The following is a 15,541-nucleotide window of genomic DNA, read 5'->3' as shown; positions in this document are numbered from 1 at the left end:
GAACTTGCGGCGTGCGCTTGTCGCCGCCGCGCGGGGTGGCTTAGCGTGCGGCAGGACGCCGACGGCTTCCCGGCCGCTGTTCGCCCAGTTGGAGGTCCCCGTTGCCCGGCTTCGGACGATCACTGGTGGCGGTGGCGTGCGCCGTGCTGGTGGCGGCGCCGGCCCACGTCGCGGCGGCGGAGCCGGATCAGGCGTGCTCCGACAGCGGGCGGGACGTGCGTTACCTGGTCGTCTTCGACCGCGACACGCCCGAACCGGCGGCCCGGGACCAGACACGGGCCGCGTGCGGGCAGCTGACCGGGTACCACCCGCAGATCGGTGTGGGCGTCGCCACCTCCGGCGATCCGGACTTCGCGCAGCAGATGGGCCCCGGGCGTGCCTACAGCGCGCAGAACGAGCGGCGGGCCGGGCAGCGGCCGGTACGACCCGCCCTGCGGGCGACCACGCAATCGGAGGTGCCCTCCGCGGACCGCGCCGGTGAGCAGTGGAACCTCGCCGCCGTGGGCGGGCCCGGCGCGGGCAGCCCGGACGTCGTGGTCGGCGTCCTGGACTCGGGCATCGACCCGGACCACCCCGACCTCGTGGACGCGCTCGACCGGGGCGACTCGGCCGGCTGCCTGAGCGGTGTGCCCGACCCGGCCGAGCGCGCGTGGCGGGCCACGACGTCGGCGCACGGCACGCACGTCGCCGGGATCATCGCCGCGGCCGACGACGGGCGCGGCATCACCGGGGTCGCGCCGGGGACGCGGGTGGCGTCGGTCAAGGTCATCGACGACCAGGGCCTGGTCACCCCGGAAGCCGTGGTGTGCGGGCTGATGTGGGCGGCCGAGCGCGGGATGGCGGTCACCAACAGCAGCTTCGCGATCAACACGTGGGCCCCCTCGTGCACTTGGTCGCCGGGGCGCGAGGCGGTGCGCGAAGCGGTCGGCCGGGCGCTGGCCTACTCGGCGTCGCGGGGCACGGTGAACGTCGCCGCGGCGACGAACGACGCCGTGGACCTGACCCCGGCGTCCCGGGCGGGCGGGTGCGACGCGCTGCCCGGCGCGCTGCGGGACGTGGTGGCCGTGTCGGCGGTCGGGCCGGACGAGGTGAAAGCCGGGTACAGCTCGTACGGGCTCGGCGTGGTGGACCTGACCGCGCCGGGCGGCGACCGCGGCACGTGCGTGCTGTCCACCGCGCCCGGCGGGTACGGCGAAATGTGCGGCACCTCGATGGCCGCGCCGCACGTGGCCGGCGCGGCGGCGGTGCTCGCGGCCGAGCGACCCGGTTCGGCTGCCCGGCAGCTGCGGCGCGCGCTGGAAGAACGCGCGCGGCCGGTGCCCTGCCCCGCCGACTACGACCTCACCGGCGACGGGCGGCAGGACGCGTTCTGCGCCGGGTACACCGGCTACAACGGCTTCTACGGGCACGGGATGGTGCGGGTCAGCGCCGGCTGACGGTGGGGCCGCGCTCCGGATGGCCAGGACCGCGCCAGCTTTGAGGCCGATCATGCCGGCGGGAAGGTGGTCCGGCGCCTCCGCGCGCGACAGCGGGCACGGGCTGGCACAGGAGCAGCCCGCTCAGGCGGCGAGCCTCGCTCCGGATGCCCAGCATCGGGACACCAAGGAGGCGATGTGGCCGACCACGCCGGCGCAGGGCGACCCGAGGCGGCGGCAACGGGCGCGCCCGGTGCCGTGCCCAGCGGGCTACGACCTCACGGGACACGGGTCTCAACGCAGGAGCAGCCCGCTCAGGCGGCGGGCCGCGCCCCAGATGCCGAGTACCGCCAGCGCCACGAGGTAGGCGACGTGACCGATCATGCCCGGGTGCATGGCTCCGACGGCCAACTCCCGCATCAGCTGGATGCCGTGGTAGAGCGGCGAGCACTGCACCACCACCTGCAGCGGCCCGGGGTAGACCGACAGCGGGTAGAACGTCGTGGAGAATAGGAACATCGGGACGACGGCCAGCTGGATGTAGTCGAACTGGGACGTCGAGCGGAGGAACGTCGCGCAGGCCATGCCGATCGCGGCGAAGGCCAGCGCGATCAACAGCGCGACCGGGATCAGCAGCAGCGCCCACGGCGAGGTGACCAGGCCCATCGCGGCCATCACGGCGAAGAACGCGACCGAGTAGAGCCCGCCGCGCAGGACGGCCCAGGAGATCTCGCCGATCGCGATGTCCAGCGGGCCGATCGGGGTGGCCAGCATCGCGTCGTAGGTCTTGGCGTAGCGGAACTTGAAGAACACGTTGAACGTGCTGTCGAAGACGGCGCCGTTCATGGCGGACGAGGCGAGCAGGGCGGGCGCGACGAACGCGACGTAGCTCATCGGCTGCCCGTCCGGGCCGGTGGCGTCGCCGACGAGCCTGCCGAAGCCGATCTGGAACGCGACGAGGTAGAGGAGCGGCTCCAGAACGCCGGACGCGAAGACCAGCCACATGCGTGAGTAGGCGAGGATCGAGCGCTCGACGAGCTTGCTGGCGCGGCCGGCGTAGAGGCCAGGCGGCAGGACGCGGAGCAGGACGCCGCGGCGCGGGTTTTCGGTGAGTGTGGTCATCGGGGCTCTCGCGTGGTCGGCCGGAGTCGGGCGCGGGTGGTCCGTGGGGAGCAGGCGGGCATCGTCACACCACCAGGCGGCGGTAGAAGTAGTGGCGCGCTAGGAGCGCCCCGATGGCGAACAGCGCCGCCAGGAAGGCCAGGTGGCCGAGCGCGGGCAGCGGCTCCAGGGCGCCGAGGGTGACGCCCCGCGCGAGTTCGTTGCCGTGCCACAGCGGGGAGATCCAGGCGAGCCAGCGCAGCGCCACCGGGATCTGCTCGATCGGGAAGAACGTGCCTGCGAACAACGTCATCGGCATCACCACGAACCGGAACACGGCGTTGAACCGGACGCCCTCGTCGTACGTCGTCGCGGCCAGGGCCGTCACCGGCGCGGCACACGCCAGGCCCGTCACGGCGCCGACCACCACGACCAGCGCCGCCCCGGCGTTCAGCCACGCCCCGAACGGCACCGCGATCAGGGCGTACACCGCGCCGGACAGCAACAGCCGCAACGTCACCCAGATCAGGTGCCCGCCGAGCACCTGTCCCGGGGAGACCGGCGTCGCCGTGACGGCCAGGTAGTCCTTCTGCCACTTGAATCCGGACAACACCGGGTACGTCGACTCCCCCACCGCGTTCTGCATCGCCGCCGACACCAGCAGCGCTGGCGCGATGTAGTGCACATAGGACAATCCGCCGGTGGCTGGCCCGGCCTGCACCTGCGAACCGAACCCGAGCCCCATCGCCAGCAGGAACAACAGCGGCTGCAGGCCCGTCGAGTACACATTGGACTTCCAGTACCGGCGGTACCACTCCCAGTACCCCTCGACGCGCAGCCACGCGCCCTGCCACGCCGGGACGACCCGGCCCGTCGACCGCACGCTCATCAGTCCACCAGCGTCCGTCCGGTCAGGCGCAGGAACACGTCCTCCAGCGTGCTCCGCCGCACCAGCGACGACAGCGACCGCACCCCGCGCTGGCGCACCTGCTCCAGCGCCGACTCGCCCGCCGCGGTGTAGAGCAGCAGGCGGTCGGGCAGCACCTCGACCCGGTCGGCCAGGTCGGCCACCCGGTCCGCGGGCACCTCCTCCCCCGGCGCGAACCGCAGCTCCACCACCTCGCGGGTGGAGTACCGCAGGATCAGCTCGGCGGGCGAGCCCTCGGCCGCGATCCGCCCGCCGTCCATGACCACGAGGCGATCGCACAGCTGCTCGGCCTCGTCCATGTAGTGGGTCGTGATGATGAGCGTGACGCCCTGCGCCTTCAAGCGGAACAGCCTGTCCCACAACAGGTGCCGCGCCTGCGGGTCCAGCCCGGTGGTCGGCTCGTCGAGCAGCAGCAGCTCGGGATCGTTGACCAGGGCGCGAGCGATGGTCAGCCGGCGTTTCATTCCGCCGGACAACGGCTCCACCTCGTCCTCGGCGCGGTCGGACAGCTGCGCGAACTCCATCAGCTCGACCGCCTTGCGCCGCACGTGCGCCCTGGACAGTCCGAAGTAGCGCCCGTACACGTGCAGGTTCTGCCGCACGGTCAGCTCGTTGTCGAGGTTGTCCTGCTGCGGCACCACCCCGAGCCGGGCGCGGATGCGCGGGCCCTCGATGTTCGGGTCCATGCCGAGGACCTTCAGATCACCGTCGGACCGCGGCGACACCGACGCGATCATCCGCATCGTCGACGACTTCCCGGCACCGTTGGGCCCGAGGAAGCCGAACGCCTCCCCGCGCCGGACCTCGACGTCGATCCCCCGCACCGCTTCGAAGTCGCCGAAGCGCTTCACCAGCGCCTTGGCCTGCACCATGCTCGGTTCGTCCACACCCAGCACAGTACGACCGGGCACCGACAGTTTCGATCGGTTTACGACGCGGCCAGCTCCCGGGTCAGCGCGGAGGCGGCGGTCCGCACGGCCGGCGCCAGCCGTTCCACGTCGAGGCGCTCGGCGCTGCCGGTGATCGACACGGCCGCGACCAGCCTGCGACGCCGGTCGTACACCGGCGCGGCCACCGCGGCGACCCCGACCTCGGCTTCCTCGTGGTTGACCCCGTACCCGCGCTCCACAGCCCGGTCCAGCTCCCGCCGCAGCAACCCGGGCGCGACGATCGTGCGTGGGGTCTTGCGGGCCAGCCCGGCCTCGGTCACGCGCCGGAAGTACTCCGGCGGCCCGAGCGCGAGGAAGACCTTGCCGGTCGCGGTGCAGTGCACCGGCATCCGGCCGCCGACGCGCGAGCCGATGGGCGTCGACCGGTGACCGGTGACCTTCTCCAGGAACAACGTGTGACCGCCGTCCGGCACCGCGAGGTGGATGTTCTCGTGCGTGGCCTCGTACAGGTCCTGCAGGTACGGCAACGCCGCTTCGCGCAGTTCACGCCGCCGCGGCACGCGCTGGCCGAGCTCGAAGAGCTTCATCCCGAGCCGGTAGGAAGCGCCGTGGCGTTCCAGCCCGCCCCAGCGGACAAGTTCGGCGGCCATCCGGTGGGCGGTGGGCTTCGGCAGGCCCGTGCGGGCGGACAGTTCGGCGAGGGAGAGTTCGACGTCGGCGGGTTCGAACGCGTCCAGCAACACCAGCCCGCGCGCCAGCACCGACTTGGGGACATCGCCTTCGTTGGCGGTCATGCCCCAGATGGTAGTTCCCGGAAGGGGCTCCCGGTAAGGATCAACCCCACCGGAAGCCCCCGCGGTTGCTCAGAGGTCGGGGAACCAGAGCTTCAGCTCGCGCTCGGCCGACTCGGGCGAGTCCGAGCCGTGCACGAGGTTGAACTGGGTCTCCAGGCCGTAGTCCCCGCGCAGCGTGCCGGGGGTGGCCTTCTCCACCGGGTCGGTGCCGCCTGCCAGCTGGCGGAAGGCCGCGATGGCCCGCACGCCCTCGACGGCGATCGCGACGACCGGGCCGGAGGTGATGAACTCCAGCAGGTCGCCGAAGAACGGCTTGTCCTTGTGCTCGGCGTAGTGCTCCTCGGCGACCGAACGCTCGACGGTGCGCAGCTCCAGCGCGGCCAGCTTCAGCCCCTTGCGCTCGATGCGCGAAATGACCTCGCCGACGAGGCCGCGCTGTACGCCGTCGGGCTTGACCAGAACCAGCGTGCGTTCACTCACGACTGTGTTTCTCCTTCATCACGTGCACGGATTGCCCGAAGCCTACTGGCCTGGTCAGCGCTGCGGCTCCAGGGTCGTCGACCACAGGGAGGCGCCCGTGCCGTCACGGAGATCGACTCGCAGCTCACCCGAGCCGCCGTCGATGTTGATTTCGCCGAAATGCTGGAAACCGGCCATCGGCGAGGTGTTCGCGGCGGGCGGTGCGTGCACGAAAACGGCCTGCGGGCCGAAGGTCGGGTCGAGCGTGTTCGGGCCGAACGCGCCGGCGTGCAGCGGGCCGGAAACGAATTCCCAGAACGGGTCGAAATCCCGCACCGCGGCGCGGTCCGGCGAGTAGTGGTGCGCCGCGGTGTAGTGCACGTCGGCGGTCAGCCACACGGTGTTGCGCACCTTCCGCTTCGCCAGTTCCCGCAGCACCCACGCGATTTCGCTCTCACGGCCTGCCGGCGCGCCGGGCCGGTTGTTCGCCACGCCCTCGATGCCGGTGGAGCCGTCCAGCACGGCGAGCCCGATGGGCAGGTCGGCCTGCACGATCTTCCACGTGGCGCGGCTGCGGGACAGCCCGTCGACGAGCCACTTCGCCTGCTTCTCGCCGAGGATCTGCCCGGGCTTCGTGGGGTCCGCGGTGTTGGCGTCCTTGTAGGTCCGCATGTCCAGCACGAACACCTCCAGCCGCGAGCCGTAGGTGAAGCTGCGGTACACCCGGCCGTCCACGGCCTGGCGCGGGTCGATCGGCTGCCACTCGTGGAAGGCCTGGAACGCACGCGCGGCCAGGACGTCGACGCGCTTTTCGGTGTACTGCGGCAGGTCCAGGATCTCGCCCGGGTACCAGTTGTTAGTCACCTCGTGGTCGTCCCACTGGACGTAGCTGGGCACGGCGGCGGTGAACGCGCGGACGTTCGCGTCGAGCATGTTGTAAGCGAACTGGCCGCGGTACTCGTCGAGCGTCTCGGCGACCTTCGTCTTCTCCGGGGTCACGATGTTGCGCCAGACGCGGCCGTCGGGCAGCGTGACCTTCTCGGTGAGCGGGCCGTCGGCGTAGACCGTGTCGCCGCTGTGCAGGAACAGGTCCGGTTTGCGGGCGAGCATCGCGGCGTAGGCGGTCATGCCGCCGATGTCCGGGTTGATGCCCCAGCCCTGGCCTGCCACGTCGCCGGACCAGGTCAGCCGCACGTCGCTGCGGCCAACCGGCGCGGTCTTGAACGTGCCGGTCAGCGGCTCGCTGGTGGCCCCGCCGTCGAGCGATTCGGCGGTGACCCGGTAGTGCAGTTCGGTGCCCGGCGCGAGCGCGGAGATCCGCAGTTTGCCGGTGCCGCCGGTGTCCGGGGTCAGCAGCGGGCCGCGGACGGTCCGCACGTCCCGGAAGGACGGGTCGCGCGAGACCTCGACGATCATGCGGGACGGCCGGTCGGCACGGGTCCAGACCAGTGCCGAGTTCGGGGTCACGTCGCCGGACTGGATGCCATGCGTCAGGACGGGGCGGTCCTTGCGGACGAGGGCGGCCTTCGCGAAGGGGCTGCCGAGGACGCCTGCGGCGAGGACACCGGCGCCGACGAGGCCGCTTCTGAGGGCGGAGCGGCGGGTCTGTTCGGTCATGCCGGAGTTCTATGCGGGCTCGGGGGCCGACGGGCCAACTCCGGCTGTCCGGACGGTGAAATCACGCCGTGGCGCGCTGCCTGCCGTCGGCCGTGCGCAGACCGTAACCGAAGGCGCGGTCCACGACGATGTGCGCGAGCCAGGCCAGACCGAGCGTGAAGGCGGCGGGGCTCGCGACGAAGCTGAAGACCACGAGCAGGACCACCGGACCCGCCCAGTGGTGGGCGGCGTTGTAGAACGGCACCACCCGGCGCGGCAGCACGCCGCGCTCGGCGGGCGGCGCGCCGATCCCCGCCAGGAACGTCAGATCCGGCCCGATCAGGCCGAGCAGCAGGGCGCCGACGGTCCAGCCGCCGTGCTTGACGGCCTCGAACACGGCGAACGCGAGCAGGAAGACGCCGGCGACGGCCCAGGCGGTGCGCTTCATGGGAACACTCCTCCGAGATCGGTTGTCCATTTCGAGAGCAGTGATCTCACAAGACAAGAATGACCCAGCGGAGCGCCCTTGTCAAGAGCACCGCTCTCTATTCGGATCGCCGCTACTGCTGCTGGCTGGGCAGACGGCCCTCGGCCATGCGCCGGGCCACGTCGTTGCGCAGCCACAGCGCCCACAGCCAGAACGCGAGGAACAGCAGGCCGATGACGCCGATGGCCACCGTGTCGACGAAGTACGCGACCAGCGCGACCTGCAGCACCAGGATCGCCGGCACCGCCCAGCGCCGCTTCAGGACGCCGCACAGCAGCACGTGCAGGACGGCGATCACGATGATCCCCCAGCCCGCGAGGGTGCCGATGCCGCCGCCCAGGTTGGCGATCACCGGCAGGGCGAGGCCGACCGTGATGGCCTCGCAGATCAGCGTCCCGGCCATCACGCCGCGGAAGGACTTCATCGGGTCCTTCGCCGGGGGCCGGACCGTCTTCTCCTCGCTCACGCGGGCTCCTTCCCGAACAACGTCCGCGCGTCGCCGACCGTGACGACGGAACCCGTGATCAGCACGCCGCCACCGGCCAGCGGTTCGCCGCCGTCGCTCTCCTCGACCAGCGCCACCGCGGTCTCCACCGCCGCGTCCAGGCTGGGCTCGGCGACCACCCGGTCCTCCCCGAACACCGCCAGCGCCAGTTCGTTCAGCTCGTCCAGCGGCATCGCGCGGGGCGAGCTGTTCTTGGTGACCACCACGTCGGAGACCACCGGTTCGAGCGCCTCCAGCACGCCGCGCACGTCCTTGTCCTCGAGCACCCCGATGACCGCGGCCAGCCTGCGGAACGCGAACTCCTCCTCGATGGCGGTGGCCAGCGCCCGCGCGCCGTGCGGGTTGTGGGCCGCGTCCAGCAGGACCGTGGGCGCGGCGCGGACGGGCTCCAGGCGCCCCGGGATCTCCACCGCCGCGAACGCCTCGCGCACGGCCTCGATGTCGAGCCGCCTGTCCTTGCCCGCGCCGAAGAACGCCTCGACCGCGGCCAGCGCCAGCAGCGCGTTGTTGGCCTGGTGCGCGCCGTGCAGGGGCAGGAAGATCTCGTCGTAGACACCGCCGAGGCCCTGCAGGCTCAGCATCTGGCCGCCGACCGCGATCTCGCGCCGCAGCACGCCGAACTCGCTGCCCGCGCGCGCCACCGTGGCGTCCACCTCGACGGTGCGCTCCAGCAGCACGCGCTGCGCGTCCGGCTCCTGCTCGGCGAGGATCGCGACGCTGCCCGCCTTGATGATCCCGGCCTTCTCGCCCGCGATCCCGCCGAGGTCGCTGCCCAGGTAGTCGATGTGGTCGAGGCCGATCGGCGTGATGACCGCGACTTGCCCGTCCGCGACGTTGGTGGCGTCCCAGGTGCCGCCCATGCCGGTCTCGATCACCGCGGCGTCGACCGGCGCGTCCGCGAACGCGGCGAACGCCATGCCGGTGAGCACCTCGAACTTGCTCATCTTCGGGCCGCCCGCGTTGTCCACCATGCCGATGTAGGGCGCGATGTCGCGGTAGATGTCGACGTACTTGGACGCCGCGATCGGAGCGCCGTCGACGGCGATCCGCTCGGTGACCAGCTGCAGGTGCGGGCTGGTGTAGCGGCCCACGCGCAGCCCGAGGCGGGACAGCAGCGCGTCGATCATGCGGGTGACCGAGCCCTTGCCGTTGGTGCCCGCGACGTGGATGACGGGGTACGTCTTCTGCGGGTCGCCCAGCACGGTCATCAGCGCGGCGATGCGGTCGAGCGACGGCTCGATCTTCGTCTCCGGCCAGCGCTGATTCAGTTCGGCCTCGACGCGCAGCAGCTCACGGCGGGCCTGTCGCTCGATCTCCTCCAGGTCGACCGGGTCGATCTCGGCCGGATCGTCGGGCAGGGGCCCGGCTACGAAGTTGCCTCCGCTGGACAGCTCCGCCGGGTACTCCTCGTCCTCGCCCGATGTCACGCGTTCTCCCTCTTCGGCCGGGGTTGACTACCCGACCGAGTCTACTTTCGCGGGTCCTGGCAGGTTGGGCTGCATGCCGTTCGACCACAACCACGCCTACCACCGGTTGCTGCTGCGGCACGTGCCCGCCGGGACGCGCACCGCGCTGGACGTGAGGTGCGGCGCGGGACGGTTCACCCGCAAGCTGGCCGCGGCGGGTCTGGCCGTCGAGGGGATCGACCCGTCCGCGGAGGTCGTCGCCGCGGCACGAGCGCTCGGCCCCGGCATCACCTACCGGAACGGGGACGTCACGACGGCGGAGCTGGACCGCTACGACTTCATCTCGCGCCTCGCCTCGCTGCACCACGTGCTGCGGGCCGCCCTCAACCCCGGGCGGGGTGCTGGCCGCGCTCGGCCGCGGACTGGGCGATGTGGGGCCTGCTCGCGCCGCCGGCCAACCTGGCGGCGCGGCTGGTCGTGGCGGCGGGTGAGCACCTCAACGGCGGTCCGGACCCGGTCGCGAAGGCGCCGGTGCGCGACTGGGACACGACGATGACGCAGGTGCGGCGCGACTCCGCACGGCTACTGCCCGGATCGAGCGTACGGCCGCTGCTGTTCTTCCGCTACCTGCTGCTCTACCGGGCCTGACGCGCGGCGATCCGCGCGCGCACCTCGGGCCGGCGCAACGGGGGCACCGTCGTGGGCGGCTGGCGGCGCGCGGGCAGCTCGCCGAGCAGCCGCGTGGTGATCTCGGCGATCTCCGCGACGGCCCGTTCGAACGGCTCGCGCGTGGCGTCGGACAGGGTCTGCACCCCGGTCACCTTGCGCACGTACTGGCGCGCGGCGGCCTCGATCTCCTCCGCCGTGGCCGACGGCTCCAGCCCGCGGAGCACCGTGATGTTTCGGCACATGTGGCCGAGACTACGCGCGCCGCACCCTCGACGGGGTCACACTGATCGGGCAAGCTCTCCGGAAAGCCCCCGTGCACGAGGAGGTGTGCGCGCTGTCGACCGACTTCGGCGCCTACGTCGAGCGCTTTCCCCACCCGGAAACCGGAATCCCCTTCGCGGTCAAGGACTTCCTCGACGTCGCGGGCCAGAAGACGCGCAACGGCACGCCCGGACTGGGGCACCACGTCGCGGCCGATGACGCCGAGGTGGTCGCCCGGATGCGTGCCGCCGGGTACGTCCCCGTCTCCCGCACCACGGTGCCGGAGCTGGCGTGGTCGGTCCGCACACCCGGCTGCCGCAACCCGTGGGCGCCGGACCGGGACGCGGGCGGGTCGAGCGGCGGCTCGGCGGTCGCCGTCGCCATCGGGGACGTGCCGGTCGCGCTGGGCACCGACACCGGCGGCTCGATCCGAATCCCGGCCGCGCTGTGCGGGGTCGCCGGGCTGCGGCCGACGCACGGCACCGTGCCGATGCGCGGGGTGACTCCGCTCGTGCCGTCGATGGACACCGTCGGGCCGATCGCGCGGACGGCGGCGGACTGCCTCACCGTGCACCGGATCCTGGCCGGTGCGGGTGAACCCGCGCCGGACACGGTCGAGGGCCTGCGCCTCGGCTGGCCGGAGCACCTGTGGCGCGGCAAGGTCGACCCCGAGGTGCTGGAGGTGTTCGAGTCGGCCGCCGGGACCCTGCGCGCGGCCGGCGCGGAGATCGTGCCGGCCGAGCTGCCGCTGGGCGCCCGGCACGCGCGCTCGGCCGGGTTCACGACCATGCTGTACGAGTCCGCCCAGCAGTGGTGGCGGGCCTACTCCGACGACCCGTCCGGCCTGCGTGGCCGTGCGATCGGGCAGCTCAAGGCGGGCACCGAGGTGAGCCGGGACGACTACGACGCCGCCCGCGCCCGCGCCGCCGAGATCGCCGACGAGGTGGACGCGGTGTTCCGCGAAGTCGACGCCCTGTTGATGCCAACCCTGCCGGTCACCGCGGCGCCCGCCGGCACCGACACGGTCGAGCTCGGCGGGCGAGCGGAGTCACTCGAGAACGCCTACTACCGGCTGACGGCACTAGCCTCGGTCAGCGGGCATCCCGCGCTGACGGTCCCGGCGGGGCTGACCGGCGCCGGCCTCCCGGCCGGCGCGCAGCTCGTCGGGCCGCGGCGACAGGAAGCCCTGCTCTGCCTGCTCGGCGGAGTGATCGAAACCGGTCCACCCGCCCGCGCCCTGGCACGGGCCCGCACAGGAAGAACGCCGTCATGACGAAGCCCGACCCCCGTGACCTGCTCGGCATCCGCGACCTGCTGAACGAGGAGGAGCGCGAGATCGCGGACACGGTGCGGACCTTCGTCCGCAAGGAGGTCGCCGACCACGCCGGCCAGTGGTTCGAGGACGCAACGTTCCCGAAGCACCTCGTGGGGCAGCTCGGCGAGATGGGCCTGCTCGGCATGCACCTCACCGGGTACGGCTGCGCGGGCACCAGCGCCACCGCGTACGGCCTGGCGTGCCTGGAGCTGGAGGCCGGTGACAGCGGGCTGCGCAGCTTCGTGTCCGTGCAGGGCTCGCTGGCGATGTTCCCGATCTGGAAGTACGGCTCGGACGAGCAGAAGGACCGCTGGCTGCCGGCGATGGCGCGCGGCGAGGCGATCGGCTGCTTCGGCCTCACCGAGCCCGACCGCGGGTCCGACCCTGGCGACATGCGCACGTTCGCCAAGCGCGACGGTGGCGACTGGATCCTCAACGGGTCCAAGATGTGGATCACCAACGGCACCCTCGCCGACGTCGCCGTGGTGTGGGCGCGCACCGACGACGGCGTGCGCGGGTTCGTGGTGCCGACGGACACGCCGGGGTTCACCGCGCGGGAGATCAAGCACAAGCTGTCGCTGCGGATGTCCGCGACGGCCGAGCTGTCGTTCGACGACCTGCGCCTGCCCGGTGACGCGGTGCTGCCCGGCGTGACCGGGCTGAAGGGGCCGCTGTCCTGCCTGTCCGAGGCGCGGTTCGGCATCCTGTTCGGGGCGCTCGGCGCGGCCCGCACGTGCTACGAAAGCGCACTCGACTACGCGTCGACGCGAGAGCAGTTCGGCCGCCCGATCGGCGGGTTCCAGCTGACGCAGCAGAAGCTGGTCGGGATGGCGATGGAGCTGAACCAGGGCATGCTGCTCGCGGTGCACCTCGGGCGCCGCAAGGACGCCGGCGAGCTGCCGCCCGAGCTGGTCAGCTTCGGCAAGCTGAACAACGTGCGCACCGCGATCGACATCGCCCGCACGGCGCGCACGATCCTGGCCGCGAACGGGATCAGCCTGGAGTACCCGGTGCTGCGGCACGCGAACAACCTGGAGAGCGTGCTGACGTACGAGGGCACGGAGGAGATCCACACGCTGGTGCTCGGGCAGCTGCTGACCGGGCAGAGCGCCTACCGCTGAGCCGGGCTCGCCGGCCGGCCGCGAGCAGGCCTGCCGTCCGCAGAGCGGCGAGTTCCTCGCCGCCGTGGCCGAGCGCGCTTCGCCGGCACGGCAGCCACCGCGAGCACCGACACCGCGCCAGGGCGCGAGAAGGCCCGCGGTCGCCGCCAGGCAGAGCGCCTACCGCTGCGCCGGGAGGAACCACCCGGACCGGTCAGCGAGCACGCCGGGCTCGCGCAGCGCGCCCTTCGTGCCGCCGCCGCGCCGGGCCTGAGCGGCGCCGCCCTACGCGCGGGCCGCCAGGAACTCGTCGATCTCCTGGCGGCCGGGGGCCGTGGCGGGGCCGCGGCGGAGCACGGCCATCGCGGCGGCCGCGTTCGCCCGGTAGGCCGCCGTGGCCAGGTCGGCGCCCGCCAGCAGCTCCGCCGCGAGGACGCCGCAGTGCGCGTCGCCCGCGCCGTTGGTGTCCACGGGCTCCACCGGGAAACCGGGGATCGTCCGCACGTCGCCGTTCTCGGCCAGCAGGCAGCCGGCGGGGCCGTCGCGGACGACGACCGTTCCGCCGAGCGCCAACGCAGCCTCCGTCAGCGAGTCCTTTCCGGACAGCGCACGAGCCTCCGCGGCGTTGCAGCTCAGGATGTCCACGTGCGGCAGCACGACGTCCAGCGGCAGGTCGGCGGCGAGCGGACCCGGGTCGAGCAGCACCCGCGCCGGCACGGTCGGCAGCCACGCCGCCAGCGTCGCGCGGTTCGGGGCGTGCGCCAGCGAGTACCCGCTGACGTACACCAGGTCGTCCGCCGCCACCGGCCCGTCGTCCAGCCGCCCCGGCGCGAGCATCCCCTCGGCGCCGGTCCCGGTCACGAACGTCCGCTCGCCACCGGAATCGACCAGCACCACGCACACCCCGGTGTCCACATCGGACAGCGGAGCTTGCGCCACCGTTATTCCCTCCGCCGCCAGCGCAGCCCGGACCGCGTCGCCGAACCGGCCCGTTCCGTGGGCGCCGGCGTAGACCACCTCGGCGCCGGAGCGGGCCGCGGCGGCCATCACGTTGAAGCCACCACCGGGAGTCAGGTCCATCCCATCCGCGAGGACGTCACCGCCGCGCCTCGGCAGCTCCGGCACCCGCAGCACCAGGTCGACGATCACCTGTCCGGTGTGGACGAGCCTGCTCACTTCGACGCCGTCCGCGCGCCGCCGAGTAGCCCGTACAGGCCGCCCGCCACGACGAGCGTGATCAGCCAGCCCAGCCCGTTCTGCCCTGGCCAGGTGTTCGCGAACGGCCCGGTGAACCACACGTCCTCGCCGGTGCCGGCGGTGGTGAACAGGTACCCGGTGACGATGCCCGCGGCCCACGCCAGCAGCGCACGCGGCTCGATCCCGGCCCGGTACCAGTACACGCTGGTGCGGCGCAGGTCCATCAGCCCGGCCGGGTCGTAGTGCCTGCGGCGCAGCATGTCCACGCCGAACACGCCGACCCACGCGGTGATCGGCACCGCGAGCAGGCTGATGAACGCGATGAACGGCCCGTAGAAGTTGTCCGCGACCAGCATGAAGTACGCGGCCCCGGCGAAGGTGACGATCACGTCGACCACCACCGCGTACACCCGCTTGATCCGGATGCCCAGAGTCAGCGTGGTCAGTCCCGCGGAGTACACCGACAGGTGGTTGGACAGCAGGAGCCCGCCGAACGCGGCCAGCAGGTACGGCACCGCCATCCACGCGGGCAGCATCGACCGGATCGCGGCGACCGGGTCGTCGGCCTGCGCGAGCGTGGGGTCACCCGCGGAGAGCAGGCTGCCAAGGCCGATCAGGAGCACCAGCGGGATCCCCGCGCCCGCGGCGGCGGACAGCACGAGCGACCCGTTGCGCACCGCGGGCGACTGGTAACGCGACATGTCGGCCGAGGCGTTCGCCCAGCCGATGCCGGTGCCGGCCGCGATCGTCCCGACCCCGGCGATCATCGCGCCGACCGACGCCGGCTCGGCGGACCCGACGGCGCTCCAGTCGATGGTCGCGACCAGGTTCACCGCGACGACGATGTTGAGCGCGCCGAAGATCCACGTCGCCCAGCGCTGCACGGCGACCAGCACCGCGTGCCCGAGCCCGGAGACCACCACGGTGCAGGCGACGAAGACCGCGATGCAGGCGATGGTCAGCACCGGCGTGGCCTTCGCGTCCGATGCGGTGCCGAACACGATGGCGCACAAGGACAACAGGGCGAACGCGGCGGTCGTGGTGTTGACCGTCTCCCAGCCCAGCCGCGACAGCAGCGACACCACGGTCGGCCCGGCGTTGCCGTGCACTCCGAACACCGCCCGGGACAACGTCAGGCCCGGCGCTCCCCCGCGCCGCCCGGCGATCGACACCGCGCCGACGATCGCGAACGACCCGACCGACCCGATCACCGCGACGATCGCGGCCTGCCAGAACGTCAGCCCCTGGATCGCGACCAGCGTCGCGCCGAGCGGCAGACCGAGGATGGAGATGTTCGCGGCGAACCACACCCAGAACAGCTGCCCCGGCCTGCCGGTGCGTTCGGCCTCGGGGACCGGTTCGATGCCGCGGGTCTCCAGTGCACCCGCGCGGGACTCGACAGCGGTGTCAGTCGCCAT

The 15,541-nt window shown here is 72.5% G+C and carries 16 protein-coding genes and 1 pseudogene; 5 read left to right on the top strand and 12 right to left on the bottom strand.

All coding sequences use genetic code 11. The annotated features are described in order from the left end of the window. The first annotated feature begins 125 nt into the window (after positions 1 to 125). Positions 126 to 1,436 (top strand): S8 family peptidase, encoded by a 1,311-nt coding sequence (locus AMETH_RS08900; protein ID WP_017987728.1) that lies wholly within the window; start codon positions 126 to 128, stop codon positions 1,434 to 1,436. Between the two features lie 273 nt (positions 1,437 to 1,709). On the opposite strand, the gene AMETH_RS08895 is transcribed toward AMETH_RS08900, so the two are convergent. The 9 genes from AMETH_RS08895 to folC form a co-directional block, all read right to left on the bottom strand. Further along, a complete protein-coding gene (locus AMETH_RS08895) occupies positions 1,710 to 2,537 on the bottom strand; it encodes an ABC transporter permease (RefSeq protein ID WP_017987727.1) in 828 nt (275 codons plus the stop codon). A 64-nt stretch (positions 2,538 to 2,601) separates the two neighbouring features. Next, positions 2,602 to 3,405, bottom strand: a complete 804-nt coding sequence (locus AMETH_RS08890) for an ABC transporter permease (protein WP_017987726.1) — start codon at positions 3,403 to 3,405, stop codon at positions 2,602 to 2,604. Then, the gene (locus tag AMETH_RS08885; RefSeq protein ID WP_051079599.1) at positions 3,405 to 4,316 is read right to left on the bottom strand and encodes an ABC transporter ATP-binding protein; all 912 of its coding nucleotides are present in this window, start codon (positions 4,314 to 4,316) and stop codon (positions 3,405 to 3,407) included. Before AMETH_RS08885 ends, AMETH_RS08890 begins: the two co-directional genes overlap by 1 nt. Before the next feature lie 56 nt (positions 4,317 to 4,372). After that, positions 4,373 to 5,128 carry an IclR family transcriptional regulator gene (locus AMETH_RS08880; protein WP_017987724.1) on the bottom strand — a complete coding sequence of 252 codons (756 nt, stop codon included), beginning with the start codon at positions 5,126 to 5,128 and terminating at the stop codon, positions 4,373 to 4,375. Positions 5,129 to 5,197: 69 nt separating this feature from the next. Next, on the bottom strand, positions 5,198 to 5,608 hold the full coding sequence (gene ndk, locus AMETH_RS08875) for a nucleoside-diphosphate kinase (protein ID WP_017987723.1): 411 nt from the start codon (positions 5,606 to 5,608) through the stop codon (positions 5,198 to 5,200). 54 nt (positions 5,609 to 5,662) lie between these two features. Next, entirely contained in the window at positions 5,663 to 7,204 is a 1,542-nt protein-coding gene (locus tag AMETH_RS08870; protein ID WP_017987722.1) for an alkaline phosphatase D family protein, read from the bottom strand. Positions 7,205 to 7,265: 61 nt separating this feature from the next. After that, positions 7,266 to 7,631 carry a DUF4260 family protein gene (locus AMETH_RS08865; RefSeq protein ID WP_017987721.1) on the bottom strand — a complete coding sequence of 122 codons (366 nt, stop codon included), beginning with the start codon at positions 7,629 to 7,631 and terminating at the stop codon, positions 7,266 to 7,268. Positions 7,632 to 7,743: 112 nt separating this feature from the next. After that, the gene (locus tag AMETH_RS08860) at positions 7,744 to 8,136 is read right to left on the bottom strand and encodes a DUF4233 domain-containing protein (protein WP_017987720.1); all 393 of its coding nucleotides are present in this window, start codon (positions 8,134 to 8,136) and stop codon (positions 7,744 to 7,746) included. Continuing rightward, positions 8,133 to 9,602: a bifunctional tetrahydrofolate synthase/dihydrofolate synthase gene (gene folC / locus AMETH_RS08855; protein WP_017987719.1), complete on the bottom strand. Its 1,470-nt coding sequence runs from the start codon at positions 9,600 to 9,602 to the stop codon at positions 8,133 to 8,135. The genes AMETH_RS08860 and folC overlap by 4 nt, the downstream gene beginning before the upstream one ends. Positions 9,603 to 9,675: 73 nt before the next feature. Between folC and AMETH_RS42475 the strand changes: the two are divergent. Beyond that, positions 9,676 to 9,894: pseudogene (locus AMETH_RS42475) on the top strand (class I SAM-dependent methyltransferase); the annotation flags it as partial. A gap of 116 nt (positions 9,895 to 10,010) precedes the next feature. Next, positions 10,011 to 10,229, top strand: coding sequence for a hypothetical protein (locus AMETH_RS42470; RefSeq protein ID WP_017987718.1), 219 nt, complete (start codon positions 10,011 to 10,013; stop codon positions 10,227 to 10,229). Here the strand turns inward: AMETH_RS42470 and AMETH_RS08845 are convergent. After that, positions 10,217 to 10,492 (bottom strand): DUF2277 domain-containing protein, encoded by a 276-nt coding sequence (locus AMETH_RS08845; protein WP_017987717.1) that lies wholly within the window; start codon positions 10,490 to 10,492, stop codon positions 10,217 to 10,219. The genes AMETH_RS42470 and AMETH_RS08845 overlap by 13 nt on opposite strands. A gap of 71 nt (positions 10,493 to 10,563) precedes the next feature. Here AMETH_RS08845 and AMETH_RS08840 point away from each other — a divergent pair, with 71 nt between their 5' ends. Beyond that, positions 10,564 to 11,784, top strand: coding sequence for an amidase (locus tag AMETH_RS08840; protein ID WP_017987716.1), 1,221 nt, complete (start codon positions 10,564 to 10,566; stop codon positions 11,782 to 11,784). After that, the gene (locus AMETH_RS08835) at positions 11,781 to 12,947 is read left to right on the top strand and encodes an acyl-CoA dehydrogenase family protein (protein ID WP_017987715.1); all 1,167 of its coding nucleotides are present in this window, start codon (positions 11,781 to 11,783) and stop codon (positions 12,945 to 12,947) included. The genes AMETH_RS08840 and AMETH_RS08835 overlap by 4 nt, the downstream gene beginning before the upstream one ends. Positions 12,948 to 13,211: 264 nt before the next feature. On the opposite strand, the gene AMETH_RS08830 is transcribed toward AMETH_RS08835, so the two are convergent. Both AMETH_RS08830 and AMETH_RS08825 read right to left on the bottom strand, forming a co-directional pair. Further along, a complete protein-coding gene (locus tag AMETH_RS08830; protein WP_017987714.1) occupies positions 13,212 to 14,102 on the bottom strand; it encodes a PfkB family carbohydrate kinase in 891 nt (296 codons plus the stop codon). Beyond that, positions 14,099 to 15,541, bottom strand: coding sequence for a purine-cytosine permease family protein (locus AMETH_RS08825; RefSeq protein ID WP_017987713.1), 1,443 nt, complete (start codon positions 15,539 to 15,541; stop codon positions 14,099 to 14,101). The genes AMETH_RS08830 and AMETH_RS08825 overlap by 4 nt, the downstream gene beginning before the upstream one ends.

The sequence above is a fragment of the Amycolatopsis methanolica 239 genome, assembly GCF_000739085.1.
In the GTDB taxonomy this organism is placed as follows: Bacteria; Actinomycetota; Actinomycetes; order Mycobacteriales; family Pseudonocardiaceae; genus Amycolatopsis_E; species Amycolatopsis_E methanolica.
This window is presented reverse-complemented; position numbering and strand designations above follow the sequence as displayed.